At 52.1% G+C, this 15,859-nt stretch carries 16 protein-coding genes; 13 read left to right on the top strand and 3 right to left on the bottom strand.

The window, feature by feature from the left end; genetic code table 11:
* Positions 1–105: 105 nt before the first annotated feature.
* The gene (locus tag AC3WQT_RS23960; RefSeq protein WP_492707770.1) at positions 106–1,566 is read right to left on the bottom strand and encodes an MFS transporter; all 1,461 of its coding nucleotides are present in this window, start codon (positions 1,564–1,566) and stop codon (positions 106–108) included.
* A gap of 126 nt (positions 1,567–1,692) precedes the next feature.
* Between AC3WQT_RS23960 and AC3WQT_RS23965 the strand changes: the two genes are divergently transcribed.
* The 3 genes from AC3WQT_RS23965 (at position 1,693) to AC3WQT_RS23975 (ending at position 4,272) form a co-directional block, all read left to right on the top strand.
* A complete protein-coding gene (locus AC3WQT_RS23965; protein ID WP_492707772.1) occupies positions 1,693–2,583 on the top strand; it encodes a LysR family transcriptional regulator in 891 nt (296 codons plus the stop codon).
* Positions 2,584–2,870: 287 nt separating this feature from the next.
* On the top strand, positions 2,871–3,449 hold the full coding sequence (locus AC3WQT_RS23970; RefSeq protein ID WP_492707773.1) for a hypothetical protein: 579 nt from the start codon (positions 2,871–2,873) through the stop codon (positions 3,447–3,449).
* Position 3,450: 1 nt separating this feature from the next.
* Positions 3,451–4,272, top strand: a complete 822-nt coding sequence (locus AC3WQT_RS23975) for a transglycosylase SLT domain-containing protein (RefSeq protein ID WP_492707775.1) — start codon at positions 3,451–3,453, stop codon at positions 4,270–4,272.
* Positions 4,273–4,332: 60 nt separating this feature from the next.
* Here the strand turns inward: AC3WQT_RS23975 and AC3WQT_RS23980 are convergent, their stop codons facing one another.
* A complete protein-coding gene (locus AC3WQT_RS23980; RefSeq protein ID WP_492707776.1) occupies positions 4,333–7,041 on the bottom strand; it encodes a TonB-dependent receptor in 2,709 nt (902 codons plus the stop codon).
* A 421-nt stretch (positions 7,042–7,462) separates the two neighbouring features.
* The gene (locus AC3WQT_RS23985) at positions 7,463–8,446 is read right to left on the bottom strand and encodes a hypothetical protein (protein WP_492707777.1); all 984 of its coding nucleotides are present in this window, start codon (positions 8,444–8,446) and stop codon (positions 7,463–7,465) included.
* A gap of 307 nt (positions 8,447–8,753) precedes the next feature.
* Between AC3WQT_RS23985 and AC3WQT_RS23990 the strand changes: the two genes are divergently transcribed.
* The 10 genes from AC3WQT_RS23990 (at position 8,754) to AC3WQT_RS24035 (ending at position 15,812) form a co-directional block, all read left to right on the top strand.
* Positions 8,754–8,972: a hypothetical protein gene (locus tag AC3WQT_RS23990; protein ID WP_492707779.1), complete on the top strand. Its 219-nt coding sequence runs from the start codon at positions 8,754–8,756 to the stop codon at positions 8,970–8,972.
* Between the two features lie 136 nt (positions 8,973–9,108).
* Positions 9,109–9,426, top strand: coding sequence for an ArsR/SmtB family transcription factor (locus tag AC3WQT_RS23995; RefSeq protein ID WP_492707780.1), 318 nt, complete (start codon positions 9,109–9,111; stop codon positions 9,424–9,426).
* Positions 9,427–9,428: 2 nt separating this feature from the next.
* Entirely contained in the window at positions 9,429–9,872 is a 444-nt protein-coding gene (locus AC3WQT_RS24000; RefSeq protein WP_492707781.1) for an SRPBCC domain-containing protein, read from the top strand.
* A 14-nt stretch (positions 9,873–9,886) separates the two neighbouring features.
* A complete protein-coding gene (locus tag AC3WQT_RS24005) occupies positions 9,887–10,300 on the top strand; it encodes a GFA family protein (RefSeq protein ID WP_492707783.1) in 414 nt (137 codons plus the stop codon).
* Positions 10,301–10,387: 87 nt separating this feature from the next.
* Positions 10,388–10,876 carry a hypothetical protein gene (locus tag AC3WQT_RS24010; protein WP_492707784.1) on the top strand — a complete coding sequence of 163 codons (489 nt, stop codon included), beginning with the start codon at positions 10,388–10,390 and terminating at the stop codon, positions 10,874–10,876.
* 87 nt (positions 10,877–10,963) lie between these two features.
* Complete coding sequence (locus tag AC3WQT_RS24015) at positions 10,964–11,374, top strand: DUF4259 domain-containing protein (protein ID WP_492707785.1); 411 nt, start codon at positions 10,964–10,966, stop codon at positions 11,372–11,374.
* Between the two features lie 4 nt (positions 11,375–11,378).
* Positions 11,379–11,900 carry a hypothetical protein gene (locus AC3WQT_RS24020; protein ID WP_492707786.1) on the top strand — a complete coding sequence of 174 codons (522 nt, stop codon included), beginning with the start codon at positions 11,379–11,381 and terminating at the stop codon, positions 11,898–11,900.
* Positions 11,901–12,733: 833 nt separating this feature from the next.
* Positions 12,734–14,704: a hypothetical protein gene (locus AC3WQT_RS24025; protein WP_492707788.1), complete on the top strand. Its 1,971-nt coding sequence runs from the start codon at positions 12,734–12,736 to the stop codon at positions 14,702–14,704.
* Positions 14,705–14,905: 201 nt separating this feature from the next.
* On the top strand, positions 14,906–15,574 hold the full coding sequence (locus AC3WQT_RS24030) for a hypothetical protein (protein ID WP_492707789.1): 669 nt from the start codon (positions 14,906–14,908) through the stop codon (positions 15,572–15,574).
* The gene (locus AC3WQT_RS24035; protein ID WP_492707790.1) at positions 15,564–15,812 is read left to right on the top strand and encodes a hypothetical protein; all 249 of its coding nucleotides are present in this window, start codon (positions 15,564–15,566) and stop codon (positions 15,810–15,812) included. Before AC3WQT_RS24030 ends, AC3WQT_RS24035 begins: the two co-directional genes overlap by 11 nt.
* The last annotated feature ends 47 nt before the right edge of the window (positions 15,813–15,859 follow it).

Genomic DNA, 15,859 nt, shown 5'->3' on the forward strand with positions numbered 1-15,859 from the left:
GCTTTGTCATTAAATCATGCATTTTTGAAGAGCGCGATGGTAGCATGCAAGTCAAGACTGAGAAAGCTGTCTGGCAAAGATGATGGCTCATCGATTTTCAGGTTTTCATTTCGATCTCACCCGCATATGTGTGGTCAGACGTGCTATTCCCGCCATCCCTAATGCAGCCAGGAGCATCACTCCTGCCACGATAAACGTCATCTGCATGCCTGTCGCAATCGCCCCCGGCGAAGCTGTCCTGATATCGCTGCTTGTTGATGCCCAGGCAAACACGGCACCCATCAAGCTTGCGCCAGTGATCAGGCCCAGGTTGCGTGAGAGGTTGAGCAGGCCGGAGGTGAGGCCGCGCTGGCTGGGGGCAATGTCTTGCATGACGGCGGTGTTGTTGGCGGCCTGGAAGAGTTGGTAGCCAGGTGTAAGGATGGCGATGGCGATGATGTAGCCGGAGATTCCTAGCATAGCGGGCAGCAGGGCCAGGGCGAATGCGCCTGTGAGCATGGCGACGAGCCCGGCGGTGACGGTGGCCTGTGCGCCCATGCGGTCAACGATGCGGCCTGCGATGACGCCGCTGCAGGCGGAGATGACGGGGCCTACGGACATGAGCAGGCCGACCATGGCGTCGTTGAGTGCCAGTGAGCGCGACAGGTAGAAGGGGCTGACCACCAGCGTGGCCATCATGACGGTGGCGACCAGGGTGTTCATGGCCAGGCTTGTGCTGAGGGTGATGTCGCGGAATAGGGCGGGGTGTATCAGGGGTGACGCGACTTTTGTTTCTACCAGTATGAACAACGCCGCGCCAAGGATGGCGGTCAGCAGCAATGCCAGGTTGAGTGCGCCAAAATGTCCGCGACCCAGCGTCATGGCGAGGGCGTAGGCGGCCAGGGTCAGGGCCAGCAGGAGTGTGCCGGTGTGATCAAAGCGCGCGCTGGCTTTGTTATTGGCTTTGTTGCTGGCTTGCTGGTCTTGCGGCAGATGACGTTGCGCGAGTATGAAACTGAGGATGCCCAGCGGGACATTGATCAGGAAGATGGCGCGCCAGTTGATGCCAGCGATGAGTATGCCGCCCAGTGATGGGCCCAGTGCAGTGCCAACGGCAGACATGGTGCCCAGCAAACCCATGGCGCTGCCGGTTTTTTCTTTGCTGACGACCTCACTCACAAAGGCCATGGTCAGCGCCATCATGATGGCGGCCCCCAAACCTTGCACGGCACGGGCGGCGATCAGCATATTCAGCGTGGGGGCTGCACCGCACAAGGCTGACGCTATCGTGAACAGGGCTATGCCTGCCAGCAACAGGCGTTTGCGGTCCATCATATCACCCAGGCGGCCTACGCTGACGATGAGGGTGGTGATGGCGAGCAGGTAGGCAACGATTACCCATTGTACTTGCTGGAATGAGGCATTGAATACATGTGTCAGGGTTGGTAATCCCACATTGGCGATGCTGGTGCCTAGTGAAGACAGGAGCATTGATAAGGACAGGCTGGCGAGTATCCAGCGCACCTGGCGTGATGCTTGGGTGCTGGTGGACGTTGCAAGCGCTTCTGGGATGGATGTGGCTTTCATTTTTTGACTGACTTAAGTAGCGATGCCTGATCATAGGCTTTTACAATATATGGCGGAAGACGCACGATTTGCACTTTATTCATGCGTATGGCGCCATGTCACTTCAAAGCGCGTTAAAATAAATGCATGTCTATTCCTGACCTGAACCTGCTGATTACTCTCGATGCTGTGCTTGCCGAAGGCAGCGTGGCGCGTGCCGCTGCCAGGTTGCGGCTGAGTCCATCTGCCATGAGCAGGGCGTTGGCGCGCTTGCGTGAGACCACCGGTGACCCTTTGCTGGTCAGGGCAGGGCGTGGCCTGGTGCCTACACCCAGGGCGCTGGAATTACGGGGGATGGTTAGCCAACTGGTGCAAGATGCACAGGCGGCATTGCGGCCGGTTGCTGAGCTCAATCTTGCGCAATTGACGCAGACTTTTATCCTGCGCACCAGCGATGGCTTCGTCGAGAACTTTGGGCCTGCGCTGATTGCGCGTATCAGTGCAGAAGCTCCGGGTGTGCGCCTGACTTTCATGCCCAAGCTGAACAAGGACAGCACACTCTTGCGTGATGGTACCGTCGATCTGGAAACTGGTGTGGTTGGTGACGCCGTCAGCCCAGAGGTACGCACCCGCGCCTTGTTCCGTGACCGTTTCATAGGCGTGATGCGCATGGGGCATCCATTGAGCGAGCTTGTCATGACGCCAGTCGCGTACGCATCCGGCAAGCATGTGCTGGTGGCACGCCGCACGCAGAGCAAGGGGCCAATGGCTGATGCGCTGAAACCCTATGGGCTGGAGCGCGATGTGCTGACTACCGTGGGTGGATTTTCTGCGGCGTTGGCACTGGCACGGGCATCTGATTTGATTGCTACTGTGCCTGAAAGGCACACGGGCAATTTGCGGGCGGGCATGCATAGTTTTGAGCTGCCGTTTCCTACGCTTGAAATTACGGTGTCCATGCTATGGCACCCGCGTATGGATGCTGATCCTGGGCACCGCTGGTTGCGGCAGTGTTTGTGGGAGGTTTGTGCGGGGTAGGTTGGGGTATGCGGATATTTTTGTCAGCCGTGCGCAAACGTGCATCACGGCTTAACGACACTGGATGCCAGATCGAGTCTGGCATGACGGTTGGGGGGCTGGTGCTTGGTGATCAAGATTGCCGGCCATTGAATAGCACTGCACGAGCTAATTTTCGTAGCGTGGGTAAAGCTATTTTTGCTGCCAATTCTAATTTTATATAAAAACCAAAGTAAAATATATTTTGTTGTAGAATATGTATTGTTGATGCTTTTCCCCTTGCCTCATACTTCAAGAAGTGGATGCCTATGAATAACTACTTTCCCGGCAGTTTTCGTTTGTTGAGCAGTCTTGTCCTTGGGGCAGCCTTGTTGCCAGCTATTGCCAATGCGCAAGTAGCGGCCAAGTCCGCAACCTATATCACTGAAGCCAGCCTCCATTGCGATGAGCTCGATGTCAGTGTCGAAACCTATTGCGAACCTAATGAACGTCTTGACGGCGCATGCTTCCTGCAAAAAGTGAAGCTGCGGCAGGCCGGTACAGACAAGTTTTCTGAAAAACTTTATCTCTACGAAGATTATCTGAAAGACCGTTCACTGATTACGCAACTGGCCTGCGTCAAGGGTAAAGGGGACAAGGGACGTAACAAGATCGTACTGAGTTCAACCAACCTCGGTAACTGCAAGTCTTGCGAGTGGGATGATTATTTTTCTGAGGCCGGTGTTTTCCTCGGTTCTACCCGTGAAAAATTTGGGGCGACGAATTTCAAGCCCAAGGCCTTGCCTGGCAATTTTCTTCAAAAGCATGGTTTTGTGCTGGATGACAATGGACGTTTCACTGAAATTGAAAAAGTATCAGTAAAGCGCATACAGCGCGAGGGGAAATAACATGGCAGGCGCAAAACATCATAAAACCAAGAACTATAGTCATAACGGCGATCCATTGACGGCAGACTCACAGGGTGATAGCCGCACCTGGGGTGATGCCAATGATCACGTGAAGTTTGAAGTGCAGAAAGAAATCGTGCTGCAGGCAGGCAAGGCCAATCTGTCGCAAAAGGACACTGCCAACCTGCTGGCGCTGGCCGAGGTGGAGTCTGGCTTCAACCCTGACGCCGCGACGACTTCGCGCAAGTCTTCGGCCTCTGGCGTGTTTGCCATTACTGACAGCACGGCCAAAGATGCCGCAGAAAGGCTGAGCGGCACCAAGCGTATAGGCGGCTATGAGGTGGCTGAAAAGTACGACAGGTTTAATACGGCATCCAATGTGTCCTACGGTATTGCGGTTTACCTGGATAAAAAGAAGGTCGCCGGTTCTGATGATGTGGGCGATATTTACAAGGCCTGGAATACCAACCCGGCTGAATACAATAAATTGCTGACACGTCTGGACAAGCATGCGACGCAGTATGACAAAGACCTGACCAACAAGGTCTGGGATGGCCCGGGCCCGGCTGCGCCAGTCAAACCCGCAACGCCTGCCAAGCCTGGTGAAACTGCAGAGCCGGCCAAATCCGCAAAGCCAGCTAAGGAAGAAGCAGAAGCACCAAAAAAATCTGGCGATGTATTGTTGTCCATCCCGCTGCTGAACAAGGCAGGGCAGGACGCCGACAAAAACTGGAACATGCTGATGGGTACCGATTCACCCTCCAACCGCATGATGATGCGTGTGCCAGAGCCGGTGAAGAAAGAGACTGTCAAGCCGCAATAGCTTGAAAACTATGCCGGGCCTGAGTGTAAGCGCCCGGCATATTGCATGACGTGTAACCGATCAGTAATTGAGAGTGACACGCATGCCAAAAACCCGTGGATCTATGTAAGAGGCTGCCATGACACCTGTCGTGGCCTGGAAGCCGCCAGTCTTGGCGCGTGTGTCCGTCAAATTACGGACATAAGCTTCCAGCGCGATGTCGTCACCTGGTAAGGCAATGCGCAAGGCGAGGTCTGCTTTGGCATAGGCTTTCTGGAAAGTGCCCACGTGCGGGTCTTCAAAATTCAGCATGTCAAAATAGATTTTGTCTTGCCATTTCACGCTCAGTCTTGGTGTGACTTTGTAGCCATTCGCCAGCATGAAGTCATGTGAAAAAGTAGACCCAAAACTCAGGCGCGGTGTGCGTGGCAGGGTCTTGCCTTCGAGGTTGACGGGGCGTATGCCTACCCAGCGTGCGACTGGTCCGCGGTAAGTGTCCGGGCATTTGCTGGTGGAATTGAATTCCAGGCGTGCAGCGCAAGCGTATTGATCATTCCAGTTGTCAAAGTCGTGGATGGTCGCATCGATGTAGCTGGCAAAACCATTCCAGCGTGCGCCTTTCCATGGGCGGTAATCCCATTCCAGCTCCAGCCCCTTGATGTTGACGCGGCCTATATTGATGGTGCGTTGGCCGGTAATGATATTGCAACTGATATTGGTCGCTGGGCAACCACCCACAGGCAGGGCGACATTGGCGTAGTAATTATTGCCGGTGTATTGCATGTCGGTGTAGCGCTGGTAAAACAGGGTCGATGAAAACTTGAGTTTGTTATCGAGCAGATTGCCTTTGTAGCCCAGTTCCAGATTGCTGACGTTTTCCGGGCCATAGGGCAGGAAGGAGTAATTCGGGCTGGGGCCGTCAGTACAAATGCGCCCGCCGCACAAGTCAGTCTTGTCGCGGAAGCCGCCAGATTTATAGCCGGTTGAGAATGCGCTGTAGACCATGTTATTAGGATCAATCTGCTTCAACAGGCCAAGGCGGTAAGTCATCTTGCTCCAGCTCTCTTTATGATCATTATTGGCGGCAGCACCCCAGGCAGACAGTGAACCGGGGCCATTCAAGATGCCCATTGCCGGGGTCAGGTCATAGCCATTATGCGGACGCCAGCCAGGCGTGACGCCTGCGATACCTGGGTTATATTGGCCGAGGTAAAAGAAGTTCTGGTTCGATGCTGCGGTCGAGTAATCGCCATAAGTCTTGCCACCGGTATCGCTCTTGACGTCTCTGGTGTAACGCATGCCCAGGGTTGCCGTCCATGTGGGTTTAAAGGTCCAGTCTGCCTGGCCGAACAGTGCCTTGGAATCTATTTCGCGTTTGTCTTGCTGATAAAAAACCGCGGCAGGCGCAGCGTAGGGGCCGTTGGTATTGCGCTGATAACCTGCACCTATACTATTGGTTTCATGCATCCAGAACAGACCGCCTACATACTTCACATTACCAAACTGCTGCTTGAGTTGCAGCTCATGTACGTCAGAGACAAATTTTGAGGCCTGGATATACGACATATTATCGATCACTGGGTAAATGCCAGGGTCGCCTGAAGTCTTGGTGACGGGGAGCTGGTAGGTGATGATGGGCGCTCCGGTGGCCACATCAACGGGGTGCAAACCACCATCGTCATCATGCAGATTCTGGCGTCGCTGAGTGGAGCGGACATAACCATAATCGAGCGTCGTATTGTCACTGACTTTCCAGTTGACGTTGGTGCGATAGGTATCGATCGTCATGTCGGTCATGCCTGGCACGTTGATGAGGATGGTGTCCTCCGGCAGCTTGCATGCATAACGGGTGCCAGCGGCCTGGGCGCAATCGCGCTGGCTGGTGAAGCCTGCATTTGAATTCTGGTAGCGTTCCAGGGTTTGCTGTATCTCCACATCCTTGTGCACCTGCCAGCGCGCCATCAGGCGGCCTGCCCACTGGTCACGGTTGTTATAGGCATGGGCTGGATCTACTTTGGTGTTGTAGCGCTGATCTACCAGGGGTGTACCATCAAAGCCGTTTTTCTTGTAGCCGGTGAAGTCTTGTAATTGCGTGAGGAAGCTGTCGCGTGTGAGTTTGGAAAAGGCGGCGCGCAGGGCAAAGCGGTCACTGATGCCCAGGTTTTGTACCATGCTGAGGTTGCGCAAATTGCCACTGCCCAGTTCCAGCGCAGTCTTGCCATAGTAAGCATTGAATTCTGGTTTGTTGGGGATGATATTGATACTGCCACCGGTAGAATTGCGGCCAAACAAAGTGCCTTGCGGGCCGCGCAATATCTCTACCTGTTCAACATCAAACATCAGCGCCTGCGCACCCTGTGGTCTGGGTGAAAACAGTCCCGCGACATGCAGGCCTACCGAGGTGTCGCCTATCTCGGTGAAGTTGTCCGAGCTGATACCGCGTATCGTTACCTGCACCGCGCTGGAGTTATTGTTGTCATTGAACTGCACATTCGGCATTTCATTCGATAACTGCTGCAGGTTGGTGATGCCTTTTGAATCCAGCGCATCTTGCGTGAAGGCTGATACTGCCAGCGGCGTCTTCAGCAGTGAAGTGGAGTAGCGCGTGGCCATGACCTTTACTTCCTGAGTTTCTTCCCTGCTGTCTTCTTTGGCTTCTTTCTTGGGTGGGGCTGGCTCGGCTTGTTGCGCCATGACTGGTGTGGCAGCCACGCCGACTATGCCCGTAAACAAGCAGGCGCGAGCTACAGCGACACTGAGCCGTGTTCGCCTTGTGGTGAGTTGTTGCATTGTTGTCTCCAGAAAATATATTTTTTATTGTGTCCTGTTGAAGGTGGACGACCTGATAGCTGGTGCTTGATGCGTAGAAACATGGCCGCTCACTGGCTTCTGTTTTTTAATATGGTACCGCTACCAAATAATGGTACCGCTATCATTAAGATTAGTCAAGGAGTCGGTGATGTGGCAAAACAACGGGGGGATAATAGCTGCGGACTCACAATTAAAAGACGTAACAAAGCCCGGATGAGAGCCAGTATTTGTAGTGCTGGTAGCGTTGGCAGCCCTGGAGGCGCTAATAGCATTTGCTGGCACAAATCAATTGTAATTAAATTTCTGATCAGTACCTGGCAGATTCAGACAAATTCGATGCTTGGTGATCCTTGCTATTGGCAGAGGAGTTTTAGAAAGATGTGAGTCCATGTTCCTGAATCTATGCTTTTCGCAGTTGATCCCATGTTGTTCCGAACGCCCACTTGACACTCTGTATGCCACGTTGCATGGCATTACCCAACATCAGGACTTGTTCGTCTTCCACATTGGTGCCACGCAACGTAGGGTTGAGGATTTGAAACGCGCGACCAGCCTGTGCGGGACGATAGGGAAATGCCAGTTTCAGTCGCAATGGTGATTTGCCGTAAGTATAAAGAATGACGATCACAGCATCGAAACGACCATCTTCAAGATCGGCGAAACCATCGTAAGCAAGCACTTGCCAGCTTGTGTCGTGCGGGTTTTTCTCCAGGCAGTCAACACCATACTGCAGCGCTTCTTCAGGGTTTTCACCCGGCAGGCCGGACATGAGTGCGCGCCAGGACATAGGCTCGGTTGATCGCAGCATCAAGGGCAGCACAGCACCACCGTCAGCCGCCATCATCATTTGCCACGAGGCAGTTCGCCCCAGGGCTTGCATACCTGTCCACCACACGACGGGGCCGTTACGCTCAAGCTGCTGTATGAGGCTGGTGACATAATCTGCAGCCTTGGACTGCTGACTGTCACTGAATATCTCTGCCTCTATCCAATCCAGCGGCATGAATGCGACACCCTGATCGGGCGCGAGGGCAATCAGTCGCGCGAACGCTTCGTTGGGCAATTGCACACCAACTGGTAGTGCCTGAATGGCGGATGCCCTGTCATGCCAATCAATATGCGCACCACTACGGCGACGTACGATTTCAATTACATGATAGGCAATCAGGGCGCAAAAATTGCGACCTTGTACAGACCCTTGCATCTCCTCGCGGGACGGCTTTACACGTTCCCGCATGGCTGCAAACAATTGGTCCAGTCGGTGTAAACCCTTGTCCGAATAGTCGAGCTGGGTTTGCTGCAAGGCTTTGGCAAATTTCCAGCCACCTTCTATTTCACCACCGCTGGCATAGGCATCCAAAAAGCTTTTGGCTGTTTCATTCATGTAGCAATCTTTCTGTGTGTTACTGAGGTGCTCAAGATAAAAGTATCTGCTGCCTTTAGTCTTGGGAGCGCCATTTTTTTGATAGATTGTAACGCATCGGTGAAACAGCAAAGATGTTGCCATGTACTTTGGTCGAGTCGTGTGAACTGATCACATCTTGTAAGAATTGATTTGACAGATGCCCACAGACTCATAATGTGGACTAGGACAATATCCATTAAAAAATTGAATAAAAACACCACAGACTTCCACTATCCGGCGTGTACTTGAGCAGGGAGGATTTGTCCTGACCTTAGCCGTGTTTTTCTTGGTGGGAAAAAATGCTGGTGTGCATGTGATGGGCTTGTCGATGCTGGTATTTGCCTGCCATTGCTTGTTCGTGCGGCGTATCCCTTATGGTGTGGAAGGGCAGGAACCTATCGGGTACCTGACAGGTATCCCTGCGATACTTTGTGGTCTCATTTCTTTCGGCATTGCGATTTTCATGATCCTTGAACCAGCCTTGGTGCTGGATGTTTTTCGCTAAAGACTTCCTCCAACACGCAAGTAATTTCCCCAATACCTGGCTTGACATGCAGGTAAATACCTGCCTATAATGAATTCATGCAGTTAATTACCTGCATTTTGTTTTACCTTTAAAAAATCTCAAATGCGATACATCAATGACAGAAATAGACAAAGTCTTCAAGGCACTGGCCGACCCCAGTCGTCGCAAATTGCTTGACAGTTTGCATGCCAAAAATGGGCAGACGCTGGGTGAGCTTTGCAATGAGCTGGACATGGCGCGGCAGTCGGTGACCCAGCATCTCGGTTTGCTGGAAGATGCCAATCTGATTTCTGTAGAACGGCAGGGCCGGGAGAAACTGCATTACTTCAATCCTGTACCTATCCATGAAATTTATGAGCGCTGGATACGCAAATTTGAACGACAACATCTTGAGGCCATGCACGACCTCAAAACCAAACTGGAAAGGAAGTGATCATGAACCAAGAGAAGTTTGTCTATGTGACCTATATCGCCACGACGACTGAGAAAGTCTGGCAAGCCCTGATGGATGGCGCGCTGACACGGCAATTCTGGAAAAGCGAAATTGTCTCTGACTGGACACCAGGTTCGAGCTGGCAGCATATTGCCGATGATGGCAAAGGCACGGTAGAACATGTGGGTACCGTTCTGGAATGCATACCCGGCAAGCGCCTGGCAATGACCTGGGTTGGTCCAGCCAATGCGGCAGACCCGGCCAAACATTCAAAGCTGGCCATCGATATTGATGAGGGTGATCCCAAATCTGGCGAACTGGTGCGTCTGACGGTGACGCATGAAGAACTTAGCCCTGAGGTACTTCGGGGCATCAGCTTTGGCTGGCCGCTGGTGTTGTCCAGTCTCAAATCATTGCTGGAAACTGGACGCGGTATCGACTATTAAAATAAGGAGTTGTCATGAGTACTGCCTATACAGGAGGTTGTGCCTGTGGTGCAATCCGTTATGAAATTACAGGCGAACCGGTAGTGTCCAACGACTGTCAATGCCGCGATTGCCAGCAAGAAAGCGGCACCGGGCATGGTTCACACCTGACATTTTTGCATTCAGGCGTGCAAGTTCAGGGTGCAGCCACACACTGGGACATGCGCGGCGATAGCGGCAATATCAAGACCCGTGCCTTTTGCCCAGCCTGCGGGTCACCGGTGTACATGACATTTGCAGCAATGCCAGAATTTTTCACCATACGTGCGGCCAGCCTTGATGACCCTGGCAGATACCAACCGCAAATGGTGACGTATGGTGCGCGCGCCCATGCATGGGATCACATCAATCCCGCGTTACCGAAGTTCGACAAGATGCCAGTGAGATGAGTAAATTTTCATTGCGATCTTGACCACGATTTACAGGCGTCGTATGCTGGCTGCTGACGATCAATTTTTCAGGGGCGACCGCTTTTCATGCCAGTTACTCCATTTCATTTCGGCCTTGGTGCTGCCCTCAAAGCTGCAGCACCTGCCCGCTTCAGTTTTTTGTCATTCGCGGCTGTGAATGTGTTCATTGATGTGGAGTCATTCTATAACCTGATGAATGCACGCTTTCCTGTGCATGCCTTCTTTCATACCTATCTTGGCGCGCCTTTGATGGCGGGTTTTACGATCTTGCTATTCCTGCTGGTACGCTGGTGTGCCGGGCGCTTTTATTTACCCAATTTTTATCGCTGGCAGCAGCTGACGCTGTTGCAGGTGAGCCTTGGCGCATTGCTGGGTGCTTTGTCGCATGTGGTGTTCGACAGCATCATGCATGTTGACATAAAGCCTTTGCATCCCTTCAGTAATGAGAACGTCTTGTATGAAATTATTTCTCTGATGTATCTGCATTTGCTATGTGTGTTTTTGGGTGTGCTCGGAGTGATAGGGGTATATGTGCGGCGGGCGGATGAGCTTTAAGAATTTTAGCTGCCATCTGCAAAGTGATTTTTCTGATCGGAAGGCGAATCTGTCTTCTGCTACTTATTTCAACGTAAAGGATATCGTATGGGTGCCTGGGCTGCTGATTCTTTTGGAAATGATACTGCTTGCGATTGGGCTTATGATCTTGAAGACAGTAAAGATCTCTCGCTGGTTGAAGACACACTCGACAAGGTGTTGAATGAGGGAAATGGTTATATTGACTCATCCGATGCCACCGAAGCGATTGCCGCTATCGAGGTGATCGCCAGGTTGCAGGGCAACTGGGGCATGCGCAACGCATATAGCGAAAGCGTCGATAAATGGGTCAAAAAAATGAAGCTGGTGCCGACGAAAGAGCTGGCAGAAAAAGCACACAAAGTGATAGAGAGAATCCTGGCGGATGATTCTGAACTCAAGGAACTTTGGCAGGATTCGGCCTTATTTGATGAATGGCAGGCGTCGGTGAAGGAGTTGGCGAGCCGGGTTAAGGTTTGATTTTATGGATAGCTGTAAAAATCAGAATTTTCTACAGTTATTTTTTTCTCTGATTGAATCAAAATATATTCGTGCTGCAGATGTAAGGAATCTTGGAGATGCATTGAATGGGCTTGAATTGACGCCTGAGCGATGGCTTACTGAACTATCTGTATGCGAAAGTGTCGATGATGCGCAGGATATTTTACTGGAGAAAATGAGCGAAAACCATGTCGTCTTTGACGAGCGCTATGTCTCACTTTTTCTTGGATTTTTGTATCTGGGTGTGCAAGAGGGAAAAATAACTCTATCAGAGTTTGAAGCAGAACTCGTCGATACCATTGATGCGTATAGCGCATGCATGAATGTGACTATTGAGGACTTTCATGGTGATTTTTTGTCGTTAAACAAGCTTCCTGATGAAAGCACTTTACTCGGCAGTTATCTCATTGATTCTGCTGAAAAATCTAAAAGTGCGTTTGGCGAGTTAGCAGCACTCCTTCAGGATGAATCATTTACGCTTCTCCATCGGCATACAGTTCTTTAAATTTATTTAATCACGATCCTGTGAAAAAAAAGACTTGTCGTCGACGCTATATTGCCCGATGGCCATTAGCGATACGCTTAAATGTCCTTACTCTGGGAAATGTACAGACCAGATACTGATGATCCATAACACATGGGAACGCCTGCATGGAATTCGCATTATATGGACCATTAAAACCTGCATACATTTTCCTTCTATATGTGACAGACGCTGAACAAATATGGCAACCAATGAGTTTTGCAAAAACGCAGCAATGGAAAGAATATTGTTGATGCACGTAATGTCTTCAAGTGTTTTTTTCGTTCAGACGAAATGTAAAGAGTGTAATTGAACGTGTGCAAAACACAATCGTATCCGACAGGATATTTCGATTGTCATCCGATTATTTTGGGGTACATGCATAGCACCATACTGCCCCTGCCTGCCTGAACTGTGCAGTCGCCAGGGTGTTGCATTTACTTACAGGCCCAGCCCGCTTGCAATTCTCTGCTACAAATCATTACAACACCCTCCCATTGTCACTTCTACCATTGAAATTATGGCAAGCATGTTCAATGCTTGTCCAGCCGAAGCTGGCTTGCGCAGCTTATGTCGAATTCATCGGGAAACGCAGCGCCCGATCGTGGTCGATGCATGCACAGGCCATGCAGATCAATCAACCCAAAGCAGACCAGACATGACAAAAAGGAGATCGCCAGCCAACGTTCGAAACGTTGGCTCATACCCATTGATTTATACCCGCTCACAAACAAAAAAAACTTCGACATCATCAATGAAAATTAAATCCGAATGGATATCAAAAAATGACAAGTAAATCCAGATCGACATTAAAAATGAAAAGCTATCAAGCCATAGTGGGAACACTGATCATCGCGCTCTTGCAGGGGTGTGGCGGCAGCAGCAATACATCCGCCGCGGTGGATGGTGCGAGCGGCCAATCCGGAATTGCCGCAGCGCCCCCGCTTAACAAAACCGGGAAGGACGATGACGGCGTCGGACCCCTGGCGCTGGGCTCCAACCTCATTCGCGCCCGCCATGCTGGCGGCGCGGGCATGAACCTGACAGAGTTCGCTTCGTATAGCACGGACGCACCGACCATCGATGTGGTCAAACGCATGCAGCCCTGGGTCACCTCTGTCCTGGATCCCGACTGGATCTGGGACACACACGAAGAGAGCCAACTGGACCTGGATGCAAATGGCTGGGTAAAGAGCCTGCCATTGCCGCCCAAAGTTAAGGGGGCCACGACTTACCCGAAGTACCGTGCTGTATCAACGGTGTTTAATGACAGCACATCAATCAAGTCCATGCCAGCCGGGGATTACCACGTTTTCTACGAGGGTGATGGAGACCTCTCTTTTTTTGGTGAGCTTACGCAGAAAACAGTCGAGCCAGGCCATATGATTCTGACGCGCAATCCCAGGAACGGGGATAACTTCGGGATGCGTATCTCCCGTATCAACCCGGACAATTACTTGCGCAACATCCGCGTGATCATGCCTGGCGGCATCTGTACCAGCAATCCCCTGCAGTGGGTAGCCGGCCCGGATACATGCCCCGCAGGCGGTTATACTTCACTGGTGGAATTGTCCAGGACGCAGATCTGGTCTCCCAACTTCCTGGCTGATCTTAACGGCGTGCGGGCTCTGCGCTTCATGGACTGGTTCAGGATCAATGACTCCACTTTGTCCAGCTGGTCACAGCGTCCGGCCAAGAGCGATGCGACCTGGTCTGGCAGCGGTGGCGTACCTGTGGGAGTCGCCATCAATCTGGCCAACACGCTTTCGGCTGATGCATGGATGAATATTCCCTACCGTGCCGACAATGACTATGTGCAACGTATGGCGCAGCTGGCGCGAACCAGCCTGAATCCTGCTGCCAAATTCATCGTCGAGTATGGCAATGAACCCTGGAACACGGCCTGGCCCTTCGTCTTGAACTATAAGTGGATGGCGGAGCAGGGGCTGACCAGATTCCACCGGGACGGAAAGCCAGACGCGTCTGAGTATGACAGGGCTATCAACTATTATTCCCTGCGCACCAACGAGGTCTGCCAGATCGTCAAACAGGAATTTGGCGACCAGGCCTCGCGTGTGCAATGTGTGCTCAATACCCAGTTTGGCTGGCCAGATCAAGCAAAGATAACACTCGCCTGCGCCCTGGCTGTCGAGACAGGCAAAATCGCCAAAGACTGTGCTGGCCCGATTGATGCAGTGGCTGTCGGCGCTTATGTGGGTGGCTATCTCGGGGAACCTGGAGAAAACGGGAAACCTGGGAACGTAGACAAGGTGGCCAGTTGGGGTACTGGAAGTGCAGGCGTCGATAAGGTCTTTGAGGAGTTGCTTGGCAAGAACGCGGCTGGGCAGGATGTTGATACTCCATTGCAGGTTTCCTACGCTCTCAAAGGCTCTGTTGCCCATGCTGGTGACCTGATCCGTCAGTACAAAACCAACATGGCCAACGGGCCCTACAAAAAGCCGCTGTTCGCCTATGAGGGCGGCCAGCATCTGCGTGTGGTGGCTGGCAGTCCTTATCCAGATGCTACCAGCCTGTTCATCAGCGCCAATCGTGACAAGCGCATGGGGGATGTCTACAACGCGCTGATGGCGGAATGGGTAAAGGTAGAAGGCATTGGCCCGGGCCAGGTTTTCGTGCACTTCAACAACGTGAGCTCATATAGCGGATTCGGTTCATGGGGACTGCGCGAAGCCGCTTTCGCCGACGGGGCAAGCAGCCCCAAGTGGATGGCTTACAAACCTTACCGCGAGACCATAGGTTGCTGGTGGGATAAATGCAAGCAATAAGGTGCAAGCATTAAGTTGCAGGCAGTAAAACTGAGGGCCACCCGCGAAGTGTAAAGCGGGTGGCCTGCAAGGCTGCAACACTTCATCAATTATTCCGTACGCCAGCGCACAGATGATTCTCCGGCATAGGACTATCTTGTTTGCAAGCATTCTCATTGACTTGCGTCAATGCAGGGTTTTGCAACCACGACGGAGATTATCATGACGCATATTATTGCCGGGCGACTGCAGCAGCAAGAACAGGTGCAGCAGGCTATCTATCAACTGATGGTGCTGGGCTTTGCTCCGGGACAAATCAGCTCTTTTTATCTTAATCCTCCGGGGCAGCATGATATGTATCCTGTCGGGGGGGACCGCGATGATTCACCGGGTGCTACCAAGGCTGGCAGTGGTGCTGTTAATGGTGCTGCTGCGGGTGGTGCGGTTGGTGCTGCCGTAGGCTTGATCGGTGCGCCTGTGACTGGCCCGGTGAGTACTGCATTGGGTGCGCTGGTTGGTGCACATGTGGGGGCGCTGATAGGCAGTTTGTCGCAGATGAAGGATAAGGGCGAGACGACAGGAGACGATGCTGAAAATGCTGCCGCCGTGCGGCGATCCGGCATGATGGTGGCTGTCAGTGTCAGCAAGCCTGAGAGTGAACCGCATGTCATTGCCGTGTTGAAAAATCTGGGAGCAGACCAGATTGAGCTGGGCGAAGGTACGATCAGCAAAGGTGACTGGACAGATTTTGATCCGCGCGTGCCGCCCAATTTAATTCCTGCCAGTTTGCCATCGGCAAGTCCAGTCGTTGGAGCAACCGCAGGTTCGCCTGCTTCAGCCTCCGTTGAACAGCAAGCGGCAGAGCAGGGAGTAACTGGCCGTGAACTCTAAACACGTCAACCTGGACAGCAAGACTGGCAAGCAGGCCAAAAGTGCCGCTGTCAAAAACAATGAAGCTTTGTTACCTCATGAACGTGATCAAACGACAGATGACAATAGCAAACCTCGCAAGATCATGAAACAGGCATTAGATGACTTGCAAGAGGGTAAAGTTGATACCGACATGCACGGTCAGCGTGGTGTAGAAACCGTGGTTCAACCAGCGGCTAAGAATTCACGCAAGCATTAGCACTGGTGGCCGGTACAAGTTCTGCTTGCAACTGGCAAGACTTGCCT

This window comes from Undibacterium sp. FW305-107 (genome assembly GCF_058788535.1).